The 17091-nt window shown below is 60.6% G+C and carries 16 protein-coding genes, 2 tRNA genes and 1 pseudogene; 14 read left to right on the top strand and 5 right to left on the bottom strand.

All coding sequences use genetic code 11. The annotated features are described in order from the left end of the window. The first annotated feature begins 74 nt into the window (after positions 1–74). The 7 genes from QOC89_RS07435 (at position 75) to QOC89_RS07405 (ending at position 6119) form a co-directional block, all read left to right on the top strand. Complete coding sequence (locus tag QOC89_RS07435; protein ID WP_323044434.1) at positions 75–500, top strand: DoxX family protein; 426 nt, start codon at positions 75–77, stop codon at positions 498–500. A gap of 95 nt (positions 501–595) precedes the next feature. Further along, the gene (gene wrbA, locus QOC89_RS07430; RefSeq protein WP_323044436.1) at positions 596–1195 is read left to right on the top strand and encodes an NAD(P)H:quinone oxidoreductase; all 600 of its coding nucleotides are present in this window, start codon (positions 596–598) and stop codon (positions 1193–1195) included. Between the two features lie 123 nt (positions 1196–1318). Beyond that, positions 1319–1762, top strand: coding sequence for an ester cyclase (locus QOC89_RS07425; RefSeq protein WP_323044433.1), 444 nt, complete (start codon positions 1319–1321; stop codon positions 1760–1762). Between the two features lie 69 nt (positions 1763–1831). Then, positions 1832–2638 carry an SDR family oxidoreductase gene (locus QOC89_RS07420; RefSeq protein WP_323044432.1) on the top strand — a complete coding sequence of 269 codons (807 nt, stop codon included), beginning with the start codon at positions 1832–1834 and terminating at the stop codon, positions 2636–2638. Positions 2639–2687: 49 nt separating this feature from the next. Further along, positions 2688–3614, top strand: a complete 927-nt coding sequence (locus QOC89_RS07415; protein ID WP_323044431.1) for an NADP-dependent oxidoreductase — start codon at positions 2688–2690, stop codon at positions 3612–3614. A gap of 2 nt (positions 3615–3616) precedes the next feature. Continuing rightward, positions 3617–4525 carry a LysR substrate-binding domain-containing protein gene (locus QOC89_RS07410; RefSeq protein WP_323044430.1) on the top strand — a complete coding sequence of 303 codons (909 nt, stop codon included), beginning with the start codon at positions 3617–3619 and terminating at the stop codon, positions 4523–4525. Between the two features lie 511 nt (positions 4526–5036). Beyond that, positions 5037–6119 (top strand): porin, encoded by a 1083-nt coding sequence (locus QOC89_RS07405; RefSeq protein WP_323044429.1) that lies wholly within the window; start codon positions 5037–5039, stop codon positions 6117–6119. A gap of 76 nt (positions 6120–6195) precedes the next feature. On the opposite strand, the gene QOC89_RS07400 is transcribed toward QOC89_RS07405, so the two are convergent. Next, positions 6196–6489: a hypothetical protein gene (locus QOC89_RS07400; protein ID WP_323044428.1), complete on the bottom strand. Its 294-nt coding sequence runs from the start codon at positions 6487–6489 to the stop codon at positions 6196–6198. On the opposite strand from QOC89_RS07400, the gene QOC89_RS31830 reads away from it, so the two are divergent. Further along, positions 6464–6646, top strand: a complete 183-nt coding sequence (locus QOC89_RS31830; RefSeq protein WP_416340370.1) for a BON domain-containing protein — start codon at positions 6464–6466, stop codon at positions 6644–6646. The two genes, QOC89_RS07400 and QOC89_RS31830, sit on opposite strands and share 26 nt — an antisense overlap. Positions 6647–6702: 56 nt before the next feature. Here QOC89_RS31830 and QOC89_RS07395 read toward each other — a convergent pair whose 3' ends face one another. Further along, a complete protein-coding gene (locus tag QOC89_RS07395) occupies positions 6703–7005 on the bottom strand; it encodes a DUF4148 domain-containing protein (protein ID WP_323044435.1) in 303 nt (100 codons plus the stop codon). 497 nt (positions 7006–7502) lie between these two features. Here QOC89_RS07395 and QOC89_RS07390 point away from each other — a divergent pair. From QOC89_RS07390 to gtdA, 3 genes and pseudogenes are all read left to right on the top strand, one after another. Next, a pseudogene (locus QOC89_RS07390) lies at positions 7503–7607 on the top strand (maleylacetoacetate isomerase); the annotation flags it as partial. Positions 7608–7766: 159 nt separating this feature from the next. Beyond that, on the top strand, positions 7767–9068 hold the full coding sequence (locus tag QOC89_RS07385) for an MFS transporter (RefSeq protein ID WP_323044427.1): 1302 nt from the start codon (positions 7767–7769) through the stop codon (positions 9066–9068). Further along, positions 9061–10122 (top strand): gentisate 1,2-dioxygenase, encoded by a 1062-nt coding sequence (gene gtdA, locus QOC89_RS07380; protein ID WP_323044426.1) that lies wholly within the window; start codon positions 9061–9063, stop codon positions 10120–10122. The genes QOC89_RS07385 and gtdA overlap by 8 nt, the downstream gene beginning before the upstream one ends. 204 nt (positions 10123–10326) lie before the next feature. Here gtdA and QOC89_RS07375 read toward each other — a convergent pair. Both QOC89_RS07375 and QOC89_RS07370 read right to left on the bottom strand, forming a co-directional pair. Beyond that, positions 10327–10413 (bottom strand) — tRNA-Leu (locus QOC89_RS07375). A gap of 297 nt (positions 10414–10710) precedes the next feature. Continuing rightward, positions 10711–10797, bottom strand: a tRNA-Leu gene (locus QOC89_RS07370). 314 nt (positions 10798–11111) lie between these two features. Between QOC89_RS07370 and rnr the strand changes: the two genes are divergently transcribed. The 3 genes from rnr to rpiA all read left to right on the top strand — a co-directional run bounded on the left by rnr (position 11112) and on the right by rpiA (position 15529). Next, entirely contained in the window at positions 11112–13628 is a 2517-nt protein-coding gene (rnr, locus tag QOC89_RS07365; protein WP_323044425.1) for a ribonuclease R, read from the top strand. Between the two features lie 216 nt (positions 13629–13844). After that, entirely contained in the window at positions 13845–14591 is a 747-nt protein-coding gene (rlmB, locus tag QOC89_RS07360) for a 23S rRNA (guanosine(2251)-2'-O)-methyltransferase RlmB (RefSeq protein ID WP_179731241.1), read from the top strand. Positions 14592–14833: 242 nt separating this feature from the next. Further along, entirely contained in the window at positions 14834–15529 is a 696-nt protein-coding gene (rpiA, locus tag QOC89_RS07355; protein WP_323044424.1) for a ribose-5-phosphate isomerase RpiA, read from the top strand. Positions 15530–15629: 100 nt separating this feature from the next. On the opposite strand, the gene QOC89_RS07350 is transcribed toward rpiA, so the two are convergent. Next, a complete protein-coding gene (locus QOC89_RS07350) occupies positions 15630–16775 on the bottom strand; it encodes a glycosyltransferase family 4 protein (RefSeq protein ID WP_323044423.1) in 1146 nt (381 codons plus the stop codon). Between the last annotated feature and the right edge of the window lie 316 nt (positions 16776–17091).

Genomic DNA, 17091 nt, shown 5'->3' with positions numbered 1-17091 from the left:
GCGGCCGCATCCGGTAATCACTCAAGTAGTCCCCCTGGTCTTCACCTCTTATTTTCAAACTTAAGGAACTCGTCATGAACTCTACCTCCGCAAATTCTTATCAGACTCTTCCGCTGGTTGGGCGCATTCTCATCGCTGCCATCTTTCTCGTAAGCGGCTTCAGCAAACTCGCAGCGCCCGGAGCAACCGTCGGCTACATCGGCTCGCTAGGATTGCCAGCACCGCTACTCGGCTATCTCGGCTCGATGGCTCTTGAACTGGTTGGCAGCGTTCTGCTGATCGTCGGCTATCGCACGAGACTCGTGGCGGTCCTGCTGGCAGTGTATTCGATTGTTACCGCACTGATTTTTCACCACGCGCTCGGCGACCAGAATCAGATGTTCCACTTTCTCAAGAACGTCGCGATGGCCGGCGGCCTGCTTCAGGTGGTGGCTTATGGCGCAGGCGCATTCAGCTTTGATAATCGTCGCGAGTTGCCGCTCGTGGGTAGCGCACAATAACGACGCTCGGGACGGCCTTGAGCCGTCGCGGCAATACATCTGTTGCACCCCTGCGGCGCCATGACGGCCCGCTTCATTACCCCAAGGAGATTGCGATGGCCAAGGTACTGGTTCTCTACTATTCGTCGTACGGACATATCGAGCAGATGGCTGAGGCCGTCGCGCAGGGTGCCCGCAGCGCAGGCGCTCAGGTCGACGTCAAACGTGTACCGGAAACGGTGCCTGAGGAGGTTGCAAAGTCCTCGCATTTCAAGCTCGACCAGGCAGCTCCGGTCGCAACGGTCGCGGACCTCGAGAACTATGACGCGATCATTGTGGGTACTGGCACTCGCTATGGTCGCATGTCGTCGCAGTTGGCAGCGTTCCTCGATCAGACCGGTGGTTTGTGGATGCGTGGTGCGCTTAACGGCAAGGTTGGTGCTGCGTTCGCGTCGACTGCCACCCAACACGGCGGCCAGGAAACCACGCTTTTTTCCATCATCACGAACCTGATGCATCTCGGCATGATTATCGTTGGGCTGCCTTATAGCCATCAGGGGCAGATGAACATGAGCGAGATCGTCGGCGGCGCGCCTTATGGCGCAACCACCGTCGCTGCCGGCGACGGGTCGCGTCAGCCGAGCGAGATCGATCTGGCCGGCGCACGCCACCAGGGTGAGATAGTGGCGAAGACGGCGGCGAAGCTGTTCGGATAAAGCTTTTCCTGATAAGTCTTCGAGTGAGCTGGGCGTTGTTGCCCAGCGAATCGACACAATATATCGGCATACTAATTATTCGGCCGATAAAAATACCGCATCTAAACCGTTCTGGAGCATGACGTGACCCATAGCACTGCAAGCGAAGAAGCAATCGCTGTAGTTCGCCGCAATACGGAAGAGGTACAAGGCGGCGGCAATTTCGACATATTTGACGAATTGTTCGCGGACGATTTCGTCGACCATACGCCGCAGCCGAATTGCACGCCAGACAAGGACGGCGCGCGCGCCCTTTACCACGTGCTGCGTGCCGCGTTCCCCGATTTCCACGCGAACATCCATTGGCAGGTAGCCGACGGGGATCTGGTGACGACCTACAAGACATATCGCGGCACACACGAAGGCGTTTTCCTTGGCGTGCCGCCCACCGGTAGAAAGATCCATTTTGAAACAGTCGACGCGATGCGCGTGCGTGGCGGCAAGATCGTAGAGCACTGGGGCGTCGCGAACCTCTTCTCGCTGATGCAGCAACTCGGTGCGTTTCCCGCAGGCGGCACGAAGGCGTGAAGCATAGTCAACGTTTGCACAGCAACGCCGTGATGCCGGCCATGCGCCGATAGATCACGGGTTCAGGGCATGCGGTTAGCCAGATACATTTATGAGGATACCAAAGTGAGCGATGTTCTCAGGGATAAGGTTGTACTGGTCACAGGCGCAGCCAGTGGAATTGGTCGAGCCATTGCGATCAGTGCGGCACGCCATGGAGCGAAGGCCGTGATCGTTTCAGACGTCACGGAGACGCCGCACGAGGGAGGTGCGTCGACCATCAGCGAGATTGAAGCACTGGGCGTGCCTACACGGTTTCAGCGCACCGACGTGACGCAGCACGGGGAAGTCGACGCGCTGGTCGATGCGTCGAATGAGTTCGGCGGAGTCGACGTGATGGTTTGCAACGCCGGCATCACGCTGCGCGAGGATGGTCCCGAGGTCGCCGAAAGCGACTACCGGAAGTTGATGGCGGTCAATCTTGACGGCGTGCTTTTCGGCGCGCAGGCCGCGGCGCGGCAGATGAAGGCGCGTGGCAAGCCAGGCAGCATTGTGTTGATGGCGAGCATGGGGGGGATCGCGGGCGCTGGAATGACCGTCGCTTATTCCACGAGCAAGGGTGGCGTCGTGCTGATGGCCAAGGCGCTGGCGGATGCGCTCGGCCCAGACGGTATCCGCGTCAACGCGGTCTGCCCCGGCACGATCGACACGCATTTGCTGCGCACGAATCCCGGCATTGCGGCAGCCTCGGAAGGCTTTCGGCAACGCACTCCGCTGCGCCGCCTGGGGAAGCCGTCGGAAATAGGCGACGCCGTTGCGTGGCTTGGTTCGGACATGTCGAGCTATGTCACCGGCATTGCCTTGCTTGTCGATGGCGGTCTGCTCTCGGTCATCTGATACGTAAGAGCGTTTGTATAGGGATTGTTCGTTCAATCAGGAGTTACCCATGAAAGCTATCCGTGCCCACGCCTATGGCGGACCCGAGCGTCTGACGCTGGAAGAGATCCCCGACCCCATCCCGGGCGAGGGCGAAGTACTGATCGAAGTCGCTGCGAGCGGCGTCAATCCGGTCGATTGGAAAATTCTGGAAGGCAGGATGAAAGCATTCCTGCCGCTGTCACTGCCTTACTCACCAGGCGTCGAAGTGTCGGGGAAGATTTCGGCGCTAGGCGCCGGGGTCGCGGACTTCGCAGTGGGTGACGCAGTCTTCGGTTTCATCGGTATCGTGGGGGGCTATGCCACCAAGGTGGTTGCCGCTGCTGAACGCCTGGCTCCAGTACCGAAAAAGCTTTCGCTGCCTGAAGCGGCAGGGGTGCCGGCGGCCGCGTTGACCGCATGGCAGGCGTTGCACGAGCACGCTGATATCAAGCCGGGTCAGCGCGTGCTGATTCACGGCGCTGCGGGTGGCGTTGGCAGTATGGCGGTGCAGTTGGCCCGGATCGCCGGTGCGGAGGTCATCGGAACGGCGTCGTCCGCCAATCTGGAGTACGTCAGACAGCTCGGCGCGACGCAGGTCATCGACTATCGGGAAGAGCGCTTCGAACAGAGTATTTCGCCGGTGGACATCGTCCTCGATCTGATTGGCGGTGAAACGCAGGATCGTTCCTGGTCGTTGTTAAAACCCGGCGGCATCCTGGTGTCGCCGGTGAGTCCGCCAAACGCCGAGCGCGCGAGGTTAAGTGGGGTGACGGGAAAGCATTTCGCCACCCGCTCCGACGGCGCTCAGTTGACTGCAATCGCGGCACTGTTTGATTCGGGTGAGCTCACAGTAGAGCTCGAGACGGTCTTTCCGCTGTCGCGTGCCGCCGATGCCTTGCAAAAGAACTTGTCCGGTCATGCACGCGGCAAACTCGTGCTCGACGCGACCCGCTAATCATGGACTTGCGTAGACTTCGGTATTTCACAGCAGTGGCCGAAGAACTGCATTTCGGCCGGGCCGCGCAGCGTATGCACGTGGTGCAGTCCGCAGTGAGCCATCAGGTGAAACTACTTGAAGAAGAGCTCGGGTTTTCGCTGCTGGAGCGTTCACGGCACAATGTCCGGCTCACGGTGCCCGGTGAGATATTTTTGCCCGAAGCACGCGATCTGCTGCGTCGGGCCGATGAAGCGATGCGCCGCGCCCGCGCGTCGGCAGATGGTACGGTGGGACGGCTAGCGATTGGCTTCGTTGATAACGTACTGTGGTCCATTCTGCCGCCGATACTCCGGGACTTTCGCCAGACCTGGCCGCAAGTCGAATTGACGCTGCATCCGCTCGATCGAAGCGCGCAGATCGAGGCGATTCGCACCTCAACCATCGATATAGGGATCATGCCGTCGCCGTCGCCCGGGCATGCTCTCAAGTCCGCTGAACTTGCCGCAGGCCCTTTGGTGGCAGCCATCCCGCAGGGTCATCCGCTTGCCGCACGGCCGGCGCTTTCAATCGTTGAACTGGCGAGCGAGCCGTTTGTTCTGTTTCCCCGCAGAATGAACAGCCGGATTCTGGAAATCATCGTTGCGTGCTGCGCTTCGGCCGGGTTCGCGCCTCGAATCGTCCAGGAGGCCGAACAGCTTCACACGCTCCTCGCACTGGTTAGCGCGGGTCTCGGCGTTACGCTGGTGCCACAGTGGGTGGCGCGCGTCCATCAACTCGACGTCATCTACCTACCGCTCGATGAACTGCTCACGCCCTATGAGCTGATCGCCGCATGGAATTCCGGAACGGACAATCCGGCGGTCATCAACTTTCGTGAAATCGCAACCGGGATCGCCGGTCAGATGCTTCTCCAGCCACAAGTCCGATAGAACTTACTGGGTTCTTTTCTCCGGCATGCTGAATGCCGGTGATCGGTTATCGAGATCGCGTAGTTATTTTTAATCGTTAGACAGCGATCACCGGACCCCCGATAGTTTGCATCAGTGCGAGACGCAAATATGGAGGCGACGAAGCGCTAAAGCGTTCCCACGATTGATGCATCGGCTCTGGGTTGAATCCTTGGTCCTTCAATGACGGTACAGACCGGCCTGCATGGCAGGTGGCGCCGAGATGCCGAGATCGTAAAACAAGAGCAAAGATAGTCAATTTTTCCGCGCGTGAATTATCGATCTTCGGTATTCGTAGTAATGCAAAATAAAAAAATGCAGATTCATTGATTGATACGCTACGGCCAAAACCGAGATTCGCCGTTTGTCTTCGTCCGATATGCAACGCCGTTCGCAGCTTCCATGCGGCGGAGAGAATGCCCGCCACAAAAATCACGAATACGCGGGATGCAAAGAGTTTCGAGATGGCAATTCTAAATGGAGGGGACTTTTGATGAAGAGGCAGATGTGCGCCGGTCTGATCGTCGGGACGTTTGCGGTTTGTGGACATGCTGAATCGAGTGTAACGCTCTATGGCATTCTCGACACCGCAATCGAGTTCACCAATCATTGGCCAACCGATCCCGGCCAGCCTGCGGCGAGCGGCAATCGCTGGTCAATGGCGGACGGGGCTCGCTCGGGAGGCTCACGCTGGGGTCTGACTGGCAACGAGGATCTTGGAGGTGGTTTGAAGGCGGAATTCCAGGTGGAGAGCGGGTTTCTCGTGCCTAACGGTGCTCTCATGCAGGAGTTCTTTGGTCGTAGCGCGTGGGTCGGTTTGACATCTCCGAAGGCTGGCACGCTGCGCTTCGGTCGACAGTACACGTCGCTCGTGGATGCACTTTACCCGTCGTCGCCAACGGATCTCTCAGGTACTTATGAACCGGTCGTTGCGGAAGTCGGTTCGAATCTTTGGGAGAGTAACGTCGTCAAATACAAAAACGCTTTTGGACCGGTGACGCTGACGGGGCACTATTCGTTTAGCAACCTTGCAGGGCAATTCTCGAATGGTTCGGGCTATGGCGGTGCTGCCGCATACGACAACGGCACACTCTCTGTGAGCGTGGGATACGACAACCTTCATCGTTCAGAGGGGATTGGCAGCAACTATGCGCGGTTCGAAAAGGCGGCTATTGGTGTCACCTATTCAACCGCCGCGTTCAAGTTCATGGGCGGGTATCGGTATGGAAAGAACGATCCGCTCGCCGGGTACGTTGCACGCGACGATTACTTCTGGGTGGCTACACGCTACCTGTTCGCAGTCGACAAGATACTGACCCTTGCGTACTACTATGACCGCATTCGGACAGCAACCGGAACGAATGGCGAGGTGACAAGGCCGGCCAGCCCCCAGCAGATCATGGCCATCGGCGATTACCTGCTATCAAAGCGAACCGATCTATATGTCGTAGTGGGTTATTCGCGTCACTCGGCGCTGAACTTCGACTCGTACAACGGCACGTCTGCTGCTTATCGGACCGCGTCCGCCGACAGCAGTCAGACCGGTGTGCAGATTGGCGTGCGGCATTCCTTTTAAGGCTACAGGACGTCAGACCGGCCACTTATCGAGAGGCGATCCGTGTCGGGGAAGGCGCTGCCATAACGGCGCCTGCCTAACCGAAAGTACTGCCTTTGATTCGCGAGCGGCTGGATGAATCCACGCGGGTTTCAAACATCTCCAACAGAGTGAAAAGCAAAATGAGAGCGATCGTACAGATTGGATGGGTAACCGCGTTGTCGTTTGCCATCGCGCCGTTGCCGGTATTCGCGCAGGACGGTAATAGCGAAGCGGTGGTCGCGTCGGCGGCTGCAGGCAGTGCACCGAGTGCGAAATCGATCAAGGCCGCTAATCGCAAGCTCGCAAAAAATGTGCGAACTGCAATGGCGAAGGCAAAGGGGATCGACATGACACAGCTGTTCGTCTACGCGAAAGGCGGCACTATAACGTTGTCTGGTTCTGTGCCAAAGAGTGATCAGGTGGAGCGCGCTGGAGCGATCGCCAGGAGCGTGCCAGGCGTCTCCTCAGTCGATAACCGGCTCAGTGTATATGCCATAGAGCGATAGTCGCGAACCGGCCGTTGCCTGGTGCAACGGCCTTGGCATTGCATGTCATGGTCCGTCTATTGCGCGCCCACCGAAACTCCCAGCTGGCCCGATTGCGACGAACCGCCGGTCGGCGGCCCATAGTTATTGGACGTTGCCTGCGCGGCGACATTCTGGCGGCCGACTCGCGCCTCGGCAGCCTGAAGGTTCGCCGGGTAGTAAGGGCCGGTGGGAGCCCCCTTAAATCCGGCAGCTTCGAGTTGGGCGAGTTCTGCACGCACCTGAGCGCGCGTGACAGGCGACGAAGATTGCTGAGCAAAGGAAAGAACCGGAACGGCCAGCGCCGCGGCGGCGATCAGTGCGTTGATAAGGAATTTCATGGAAGTAGCCTTGATGATTTGATTTAACGCCACAGACGTTCGTCTCTGCAGCCAGTGATCGTAGTGTAATAGGGGTAACCACTACTGGGCGTCATTTATTGCCAGGAAAGATCGTTGCAGGTTCAACTCAAATTGAATACCAGAGAAGGCAATTCAAATTCTCTGTGTCCGCTGAAGCTAAAGATAGTTGGCATTGAAAAAGATCAGCATGATGAATGCGTGTGGAATCCGGCCGGCTGGTAATCACTTATCGAGATCATGCAGTCTATTTTTATCGTTGGACAGCGATCACAGCAGCACCGATAGTTAGTAACAGAACAAATAGAGCAGGAGACGAGGATGATCGATGAACCTTCGGTGAAGTTGGGATATATGTCGGGCGCAAATGAGCTCTGTCGAAATTCGTTCGCAGAGTACACAAGGAACAAGATCTTCCTTGGAGGTCGTACAGATTTCTCCACCTACCGCAGCACGCCCAATCTGACGAACTCTATGTCATGAGTGATCCCGTCATACTTCACGGCTACTACCGGTCTTCCGCTTCATTTCGTGTCCGGATCGCGCTCAATCTCAAGGCGATTGCCTACGACGTACGCGTGCACGCCCCGCTGGGTCCGTGGGCAGCTTGGTCCTCAAGTAATCAACGCCCGTAATTTCGATCTGGACATGACCCCTTTCCCTCACGTGCAGCGAATTTCGGATGAGGCGCTTGCAACGCCGGCGTTCGAACGTGCGATGCCATCCAACCAGAAGGACTTCGAATGAACGTCATCCCTCCGCTGACGCCCTCGACAGTTGCGCCGTCGCACGTCGAGCCGTCAAAAAGCTATGAATGGAAAGCGGTCACGCTGATGGCCCTCGGTATGGGCCTGGTCGGCATAGATCGCTTCCTGATTGTGCCGTTGATGCCGGTACTGATGCGCGACTTGAAGCTCGACTATCAGGACCTTGGGCATATCACAGGCGCATTGGCACTTGCATGGGGCTTGTCGGCACTCGTGACAGGCAATCTCTCGGACCGGATCGGCTTCAAGCGAGTCATCGTACCGGCCATGGTCGGGTTTTCGTTGCTCGCCGGTCTTGGTGGACTCGCGACAGGGGTCGGCAGCCTGATTGCCATCCGAGCTTTCATGGGGGTGGCGGAGGGTGCCTTCACGCCTGCCAGCATCATTGCAACGATGGACGCGTCGCCACCGGGGCGCCACGGGCGCAACGTCGGGATCCAGCAAATGATGCCGGCGCTGCTCGGGCTCGGCCTCACTCCGATCGTGGTGACGCAGCTTCTCAAGGTGATGAACTGGCCTTGGATTTTCCTGCTTGTGGCCGTTCCGGGTCTCATCGTGGCGTTTCTTGCGCAACGGGTTTTACGCCGGCCGTCGCCCAAGGAAATCGCGAAGCACACGACGACGCACGATGCCGCGCAGCATCGCTGGTATGAGGTGTTTCGTTATCGCAATGTGCCGCTCGGCATCCTCTGCATGCTGTGCTGGCTCGCGTGCCAGATCGTCATTGCCGCGTTGTTTCCCAACTATCTTGTCGACTATCTGCACCTCGACATGCAGCAGATGGGTTTCATTCTTTCGTCGCTAGGCTTTGGCGGGGCGATCGGGGCGCTCGTGCTGCCGGCGCTTTCCGACCGCGTGGGTCGCAAGCCCGTCATGCTGTTTTCCACGGCGGGCGTATTTCTGTCGCTTTGGATTTTCCTGCGATTGGGGGCGTCCCCGGTGCCGTTGTTTCTTTGTCTGATGGTCGCCATGGGCTGTCTGTATAGCCTGATTACGCTGACGGTCGGTCCGGTCGCGGCGGAGGCCGTGCCGGTTCAACTGATGTCCACGGCGTCCGGCATGATCATCGGTATCGGCGAGGTCTTTGGCGGGGGCGTGGCACCCGCTTATGCGGGATATCTGGCCAAGCATTTCGGCATCGAGCATGCGGTAACGATGCCGCTCTGGACAATCTGTGCAGGAGCCCTCGCGGTTGCGGCGTTGAAAGAAACGGCGCCTGCACGGATTTTCGATAAGCGCGGGTTCGAGTCGGTAGAGAACGAGGAAAACGATGCCTGATAACTCTGACAAGGTGAGCGTGATGGAGACGGCTGAGCGTGAGGCCTTTTACAAACGGATCGGCCAGAAGAACCTCGCGCCGCTTTGGACCTCGCTGAATGATCTGATTACGCCCGAGCCACGGAGCAAATGCGTGCCGGCACACTGGCGTTTCGCGGACGTTCGGGCGGCGATGATGGAAGCGGGCGAGATCATTACCGCAAAAGAAGCCGAGCGGCGCGTGCTCGTGCTGGAGAACCCCGGCTTGCGCGGTGAATCGAAGATCACCACCGATCTGTATGCGGGGGTGCAACTGGTTCTTCCCGGCGAGATCGCGCCCGCGCATCGGCATGCGCAGACAGCGCTTCGTTTCGTGATGCAAGGCGGTGGCGCTCACACATCGGTGAACGGCGAACGCACAATCATGAACGAGGGGGATTTCATTATCACGCCGCCGATGGCGTGGCACGATCATGGCAATGAAAGCGACAGCCCGATTTTCTGGCTGGACGGTCTCGACATTCCCGTGGTGCAGTTTGTGAACGCCTCGTTTGCCGAGCATCTTGGCGAGGATGAGCAACCGATCACGCGGCCGGTCGGCGACAGCGATGCCCGCTACGGGGCCAACCTGCTTCCGCTCGACCATCGTCCCGGCGGCGCAACCTCGCCGATCTTCAACTACCCATATGCGCGCACGCGCGAGGCGCTGGAGCGGATGCGCCATGCGAACGCCTGGGATCCCTGTCACGGGCTGAAGATGAGGTACGTCAACCCGAACAACGGCAAGTACGCAATGGCGACGATGGCCACCTTCATGCAACTGCTGCCGAAGGGGTTTTCGACGCAGACCTATCGTTCAACCGACGCGACCGTCTTTGTGCCGATTGAAGGGCGGGGCCGCAGTCGAATCGGAAACGACGTCACCGTGGAGTGGAGCAAGCGCGATGTCTTTGTCGTGCCGTCGTGGCATCGCGTGCAGCATGAGGCAGACGAAGACAGCGTCCTGTTTTCCTTTTCCGATCGGCCCATCCAGGAGGCGCTCTATCTGTTCCGGGAAGAGAGGGGCGCAGCCTGAGTTGTCTTCGGTGAAGTGATCGGGGTAGGGATTCAGGTTCGATGCGGCTGGGCATGGGCCTGCCCCGAGATCTGGTACGCGAAAATTGTCGACGTCAGAGGAATACACGGGAACGACAGGCAACAAAAAACCCCGTAAGACGTTGATCTTACGGGGTTTCTCGAACTACTTCGGCTTATGTTGAAACTACGCCGGAACAACTGTTGGTGCCCAGGAGAGGACTCGAACCTCCACGGTGTTGCCACCGCTAGGACCTGAACCTAGTGCGTCTACCAATTCCGCCACCTGGGCACGTCTTCAAGCTAGACCGCTATTTTAGCGGCCTGATGGAGCGTGTCAATCCCCACCTGCAAACAAACCATCGCTTCATCAATCGCCCGGTTAGTAAAGCGCAATGAGGTAAAACCTCGCTGCTCAATCACTGCCGACTCACGTCGACGCAACCGTCCTGCCAACCACGCAATCCGATTAGAAGAAACAGCGCCGGACGATTAGAAGAAACAGCCCCGGATCACCTGGCTTCACAAAACCTCGCAAAACCTCGCACAAAAAAGTAAAGCCGCCCGGAGGCGGCTTTACTTTTGAATCTGGTGCCCAAGAGAGGACTCGAACCTCCACAGTGTTGCCACCGCTAGGACCTGAACCTAGTGCGTCTACCAATTTCGCCACCTGGGCAGGTGATGAACAGCAAAGAACGCCATTATAGCGACAGATTCAGGGCTGTCAAGCGTTTCTCAAAAGTCGCTTAAACGGCGCCGCAGCGAGCACGCAGGCGGCTCACAGCGACTATTGACGGGCCGCGTGGCGTGCAAGACGGGTGTTAGAATGCCTCGCAGTAGTTCGTTGGCACGGTGCACACGCCCGTCGGACTCAGACTTGAACGAGCCGGACCCGAGCAGAATCTCCAGTGCAATCGCAAGTGCAACTTAAGCGCAACCCAGGCGCGCCCAAGCGCTTCTTAAGCCGAGCCACATCGCCGACCGACGTCCATGCAACGAGAAAAAATCATCGACAAGCCCTTGAGCAAATTCCCGTATCCGATCCCAAGCCGCGAGGAAATCCTCGGTGTTCTGCGCACGAGTGAAGCGCCGCTTGCCGCGAACGACATCGCCGAAGCCCTGTCGATCAAGCGCCAGGAGCGCGAAGGATTTTTCAAGCGCCTGGGCGCCATGGAGCGCGACGGCCAGATCCGGCTCGATCAGCGCAATCTCTATCAGCTGACCCATCCGTCGAACTTCGTCGCGGGCCGCGTGCAGGGCCATCGCGACGGCTACGGTTTTCTGATTCGCGACGACGGTCAGGACGATCTGTTCCTGCCCACCGGCGAAATGCAGAAGGTCATGCACAACGATCGCGTGCTGGCGCGTATCGTCGGCTACGACCGTCGCGGCAGGCCGGAAGGGCATATCGTCGAAGTCACGGATCGCGCCAACAAGCGCGTGATCGGGCGTCTGCTGAACGAGAACGGCGCGCTGATCGTCGCGCCTGAAGACAAGCGTATCGGTCACGACATTCTGATCCAGCAGAACACCAAGAAGGCCAAGGTCGGCCAGGTGGTGGTGGTCGAATTGACCGATTTTCCGAGCCGTCATTCGCAGCCGCTCGGCCGCGTGGTGGAAGTGCTCGGCGATATCGACGACCCGGGCATGGAAATCGAAATCGCGGTGCGCAAGTACGGCGTGCCGCACGAATTCAGCCAGGCCGCGCTCGACGAAGCCGCGAAGCTGCCCGACGAAGTCCGTCCGGTCGACGCGCGTCATCGGATCGATCTGCGCGACGTGCCGCTCGTCACGATCGACGGTGAAGACGCCCGCGACTTCGACGACGCGGTTTATTGCGAGCCGGTGCAGGTCGGTCGCGGCGAGGGCTTCCGCCTGATCGTCGCGATCGCGGACGTCTCGCACTATGTGCATCCGAAGAGCGGGCTCGACGCGGACGCGATCGAGCGCAGCACCTCGGTGTACTTCCCGCGCCGGGTGATTCCGATGCTGCCGGAGAAGCTGTCGAACGGCCTGTGTTCGCTCAATCCGCACGTCGATCGTTGCGTGCTGGTGTGCGACATGATCGTCACCGCGCGCGGCGAAGTGAAGGCATATCAGTTCTATCCCGGCGTGATCAATTCCGCCGCGCGCCTCACCTATACCGAAGTGGCGGCGGTGCTGAAGAACACCAAGGGTCCGGAAGCCGCGCGCCGCGCCGCGTTGTTGCCGCAATTGCAGAATCTGTACGGCGTCTACAAGTCGCTGTTCGCCGCGCGTCAGAAGCGCGGCGCGATCGACTTCGATACGACTGAGACGTACATCGTCTGCAATGCGCAGGGCAAGATCGAGCAGATCATTCCGCGTACCCGCAACGACGCGCACAAGCTGATCGAGGAATGCATGCTGGCCGCGAACGTCTGCGCGGCCGACTTCCTCAAGCGCAACAAGCACCCGGGACTGTTCCGCGTGCACGCCGGGCCGACCGCCGAGAAGCTCGAAAATCTGCGCACGTTCCTGCGCGGCATGGGCCTCACGCTCGCCGGCGGCGACAAACCGCACGCCAGCGATTACGCCGCGCTGATGGCGCAGATCCGCGAGCGGCCCGACGCGCAGATGCTGCAAACCATGCTGCTGCGCTCGATGCAACAGGCCGTCTACAGCCCGGACAACATCGGCCACTTCGGTCTCGCGTATGAGGCGTTCGCGCACTTCACGAGCCCGATTCGCCGCTATCCCGACCTGCTTACGCACCGCGCGATCTACGCGATCTTGCAAGGCCGCAAGTATCAACCGGAGCCGCCGCAGGGCGTCGAGTTGAATACGGCGCTGTCGCCGCGCGCCCGCGCCATGCAGCAAGCCGACGACGAAAAGCGCGGCCGCCAGCGCTCCAGCAACGTGGCGATCTGGGAAGAGCTCGGCCTGCATTGCTCGGCCAACGAACGCCGCGCGGACGAAGCCTCGCGCGACGTCGAAGCGTGGCTCAAGTGCTACTTCATGCGCGACAAGCTCGGTGAAGAGTACGGCGGCATGGTGAACGGCGTGACCTCGTTCGGCATTTTCGTGCAGCTCGATTCGCTGTTCATCGAAGGGCTCGTGCATGTCACCGAACTGGGCTCGGACTACTTCCAGTACGACGAGATCAAGAACGAGTTGCGCGGTGAGCGGACTGGCATTCGTTACCGCTTGTCGGACCGCGTGCGCGTGCAGGTGAGCCGCGTCGATCTGGATGCGCGCAAGATCGATTTCCGTCTCGTGCGCGATACGCCGATCAAGCCGCCGGTGAATCGTCAGGCGCTCGCCGACAAGGGCGCCGGTGAAAGCAGTAGCGCCCGCGTGCGTTCGTTGCCGCCGGTGGAAGGCGGCGCGGGTAGCGCGGCGGCAGGTGCGGGTGGGCGGCGCAACAAGGCTGCGCCGGCGCAAACCGCGGCCGTCAAGGAAGCACGCGCGGCACGCGGTGCGGCGAAGAAGCACGGCGGCGCGCCGGCCAAGCAGGCAACGAAGCCGCAGGCCAGCAAGAAGCGCTGAAGTCGCATGACGGCTTGAACCGCGCGCATCGGGTACGTTCAGGCGTACCGGTTGCGCGCGGTCTTCGTTTCATCGTGGTCAAGCCGGGTGCCGAACAAGCACCGAACAAGCACCGCGGCAGCTACGCCAGCAACGCAGCAAACAGCGCAGTAAGCAGATTCGTATTCATCACAGCAGCACGCGTTCAACGCGCGCTCAATCAAAGGTTTGTCAGTCATGTCACGTCTCAAGGTTCTATACGGTTTCCATGCAGTGACCGCGCGTATGCGGCACGACGCGTCGACGGTCGAAGAGGTGTATTACGACGCCACGCGCAAAGACCGTCGCATGACCGAATTCCTGCACGCGGCGAAAGAAGCCGGCGTGCGTCTGATCGCTGCCGACGAAACGCGTCTGTGGGGTCTCGCGCATACCGAGCGTCACCAGGGCGTGGTCGCGCGTGCGACCGACATGCCGCTCGCGCAGAACCTGGCCGAATTGCTCGACGGTATCAACGGTTCGCCGTTGATTCTGGTGCTGGACGGTGTGACCGATCCGCACAATCTCGGCGCCTGCCTGCGCGTGGCCGATGCGGCCGGCGCGCATGCGGTGATCGTGCCGCGTGACCGCGCGGTGGGTTTGAACGCCACGGCCGCGAAGGTGGCAAGCGGCGCGGCCGACACCGTGCCGTACATCACCGTGACGAATCTGGCGCGCGCGCTGCGTGAGTTGAAGGACGCGGGTGTGTGGGTAGTCGGAACCGCCGGCGAGGCCACCAAGAGCCTCTACGAGACCGAGCTCGACGGTCCGGTCGCACTCGTGATGGGCGCCGAAGGCGAGGGCATGCGCCGCCTCACGCGCGATACCTGCGACGTGGTCATGCAGATTCCAATGGCCGGCACGGTCGAGAGTTTGAATGTGTCGGTGGCGAGCGGCGTGTGTCTGTTTGAAGCGGTGCGTCAGCGGTCGGTGAAGAAGAAGTAAGCGGCAACCTCGTTCGGCGCTGCGTTCGACACGGGTCGAAACCCCAGCGCCGTCCGCGACGCGCGTTGGCCGTTCGCCGACCGCTCAACATGCTCACGGCAGGGCCGGCTCGCAGATGGCCGGCAAGCACTGCATTCGGGCGCCCATGGCGAGCACTTTTGCGACTCGCCATGCCCGGCAAATCCGGCACTCTCTCGCCACTCCGGTAAACTTGTCGTTTTCACTGCTCGCCTGCATTCCCCATGACCCAAGACGAACTCAAGCAACTGGTCGGCCAGGCCGCCGCCGACTATGTGAACGCCAACGTGCCGGAAGGCTCGGTGATTGGCGTCGGCACCGGCTCCACCGCGAACTGTTTCATCGACGCGCTGGCCGCCACCAGGGCCCGCTACCGCGGCGCCGTGTCGAGCTCGCTCGCTACCACCGCGCGTCTGCAATCGCATGGTTTCAAGGTGCTCGATCTGAACGAAATCGATTCGCTGCCGGTGTATGTGGATGGCGCCGATGAGATCGATCACGGCGGCGCGATGATCAAGGGCGGCGGCGGCGCGCTGACGCGCGAGAAAATCGTCGCGTCGGTGTCGGACGTGTTCGTCTGCATCGCCGATGCGAGCAAGCTGGTCGCCACCCTCGGCAACTTCCCACTGCCGATCGAAGTGGTGCCGATGGCGCGTACCGCGATCGGCCGCCGCGTGACGGCGCTCGGCGGCGTGCCGGTGGTGCGCGTGACCCAAGAAGGCGTGCCGTTCATCACCGATAACGGCAACGAGATCATCGACGTCAAGGGTCTGCGCATCAGCGACCCGCGCACGCTGGAAATGCATGTCAATGCATGGCCCGGCGTGGTGACGGTCGGCCTGTTCGCGGGCCGCGGCGCGAATCTGTGCCTGCTCGGCACGGATACGGGCGTCGAGACGATCGAATATAGCAAGAGCTGATCGGCGCGCTTTTTCGGGCGTGAGCGAGCCTCGCATCAGCGGGCTCGCGCGCCTGCTTCGAACCGGTATCGAACCGGCTTCGAACCGGTATCGACCCGCACTAGCGCGCCGCTTGTCCGATCGCCTGCATCATCCGCTGCAAATACTGCTCCACCGAGAACTCGGTTTGCGCGTCGGCAAGCCCCTGATCCGCGAGGCGCCGCGCCAGCGCCGGGTCGGCGCGCAAGGCGCCGATCGCCTCGGCCAGCGCGGCCACGTCCCCCGGTTTCACCAGCCAGCCATTGCGCCGATGCCGCACGATCTCGGGCACGCCGCCCGCGGCCGCGGCGATCACCGGGCGCGCCGCCGCCATGCCTTCGACGATCACGCGACCGAACGGCTCCGGCTCCGTCGACGTGTGCAGGATCACATCCATCGCTTTCATCCACGCGGGAACGTCGTCCTGAAAGCCTGCGAAATGCACGCGCTCCGCGACCCCCAATCTCTCCGCCTGCTCGTGCAGACCTTGTGCGTAGACGTCCTCGCCGAATAGCGGCGCACCGACCAGTACCAGGTGCACGTCGGGCAGCCGCGCCATGGCCTCGAGCGCAATGTGCTGACCCTTCCACGACGCGAGGCGGCCGAACAGACCCGCGAGCCACGCATGCTCGGGCAAGCCAAGGCGCCGGCGCAGCGCGGCCATGTCGCTGCCGTCGAGACGCTGGAACGCGCCGGCGTCGATACCGTTGTAGATGACCGGCACCGAGTCGGCCGCGATGCCGGTCAGCGCGATCAACGATTGCTTCGACGCCTGCGAATTCGCCACCACGTGATCGACGGCGAAGCGCACCAGCCACTTGATGACGCTCAACTGCACGCGGCCGAAATGCTCGCGTGTGAGGATGTCGTGCTGATACCAGATCACCGGTTTGCGATGCAGCGGTTTGCCTAGCGCACCCAGCACGAGTGCTTTTTGCGTGTTGAGAAACAGCAGGTCGAATGCTCGCGCGCGCGCCGCGATCGCGCGAACCTGGCGCACGATGCCGGGCACCACGCGCAGACAGTTCAACCCGGACGCTTGCCGAACGATGCCCGATACACGCGCGTCGTTGAGCACTTGCACGCGTGCGCCGAGCGCTTCGAGGCGCGCGCGGAAGGGACCGTCCGAGAGCAGCACGACTTCGCTGCGCGCGGTGCAGCTTGCCGCCAGTTGCAGAAGCGCGAATTCAGCGCCGCCGAGCTGGCCGCTCTGGTCGACGAAGAGCACGCTCGGCTTCGTTAGCGAGAGCGTTGCGGGGGAGGCTGTCGATATTGATGATACGGGCGCCGCGGATGCATCGATCAGGGTCGGTTGTACGCGCGGCAAAGAATGGCTGAGAGGAGAAGCGTCGAGCGTCGGGCGCATAGAGTGCGATGTCTGGCGTTGTGATTGAAGCGCCGTTCGCAAGAGGCGAATGGCGAGTCTTCATTATTCGCGGACTGTCGCGCGTCGAATGTGGGCATACGCACGCACGGTAAATGATGCGGCACATACACTCGTTGCTAAGGCCAAGAGGCGTTTAATAAAAGGTGGGGAGATCATG

This window comes from Paraburkholderia sp. (assembly GCF_034668105.1).
Lineage (GTDB): Bacteria > Pseudomonadota > Gammaproteobacteria > Burkholderiales > Burkholderiaceae > Paraburkholderia.
Note: the sequence above shows the minus strand (reverse complement) of the source record. Positions and strands in the feature narration are given on the sequence as shown.

Bases quoted from the DNA above. Each gene is read 5' to 3' on its own strand.
- QOC89_RS31830 (WP_416340370.1), top strand. From the start codon at position 6,464: ATGGCGAAGGCAAAGGGGATCGACATGACACAGCTGTTCGTCTACGCG.
- QOC89_RS07395 (WP_323044435.1), bottom strand. From the start codon at position 7,005: ATGAAATTCCTTATCAACGCACTGATCGCCGCCGCGGCGCTGGCCGTT.
- QOC89_RS07385 (WP_323044427.1), top strand. From the start codon at position 7,767: ATGAACGTCATCCCTCCGCTGACGCCCTCGACAGTTGCGCCGTCGCAC.
- QOC89_RS07400 (WP_323044428.1), bottom strand. From the start codon at position 6,489: ATGTCGATCCCCTTTGCCTTCGCCATTGCAGTTCGCACATTTTTTGCG.
- QOC89_RS07410 (WP_323044430.1), top strand. From the start codon at position 3,617: ATGGACTTGCGTAGACTTCGGTATTTCACAGCAGTGGCCGAAGAACTG.
- rlmB (WP_179731241.1), top strand. From the start codon at position 13,845: ATGTCACGTCTCAAGGTTCTATACGGTTTCCATGCAGTGACCGCGCGT.
- gtdA (WP_323044426.1), top strand. From the start codon at position 9,061: ATGCCTGATAACTCTGACAAGGTGAGCGTGATGGAGACGGCTGAGCGT.
- QOC89_RS07405 (WP_323044429.1), top strand. From the start codon at position 5,037: ATGAAGAGGCAGATGTGCGCCGGTCTGATCGTCGGGACGTTTGCGGTT.
- QOC89_RS07435 (WP_323044434.1), top strand. From the start codon at position 75: ATGAACTCTACCTCCGCAAATTCTTATCAGACTCTTCCGCTGGTTGGG.
- wrbA (WP_323044436.1), top strand. From the start codon at position 596: ATGGCCAAGGTACTGGTTCTCTACTATTCGTCGTACGGACATATCGAG.
- QOC89_RS07415 (WP_323044431.1), top strand. From the start codon at position 2,688: ATGAAAGCTATCCGTGCCCACGCCTATGGCGGACCCGAGCGTCTGACG.
- rnr (WP_323044425.1), top strand. From the start codon at position 11,112: ATGCAACGAGAAAAAATCATCGACAAGCCCTTGAGCAAATTCCCGTAT.
- rpiA (WP_323044424.1), top strand. From the start codon at position 14,834: ATGACCCAAGACGAACTCAAGCAACTGGTCGGCCAGGCCGCCGCCGAC.
- QOC89_RS07420 (WP_323044432.1), top strand. From the start codon at position 1,832: ATGCGGTTAGCCAGATACATTTATGAGGATACCAAAGTGAGCGATGTT.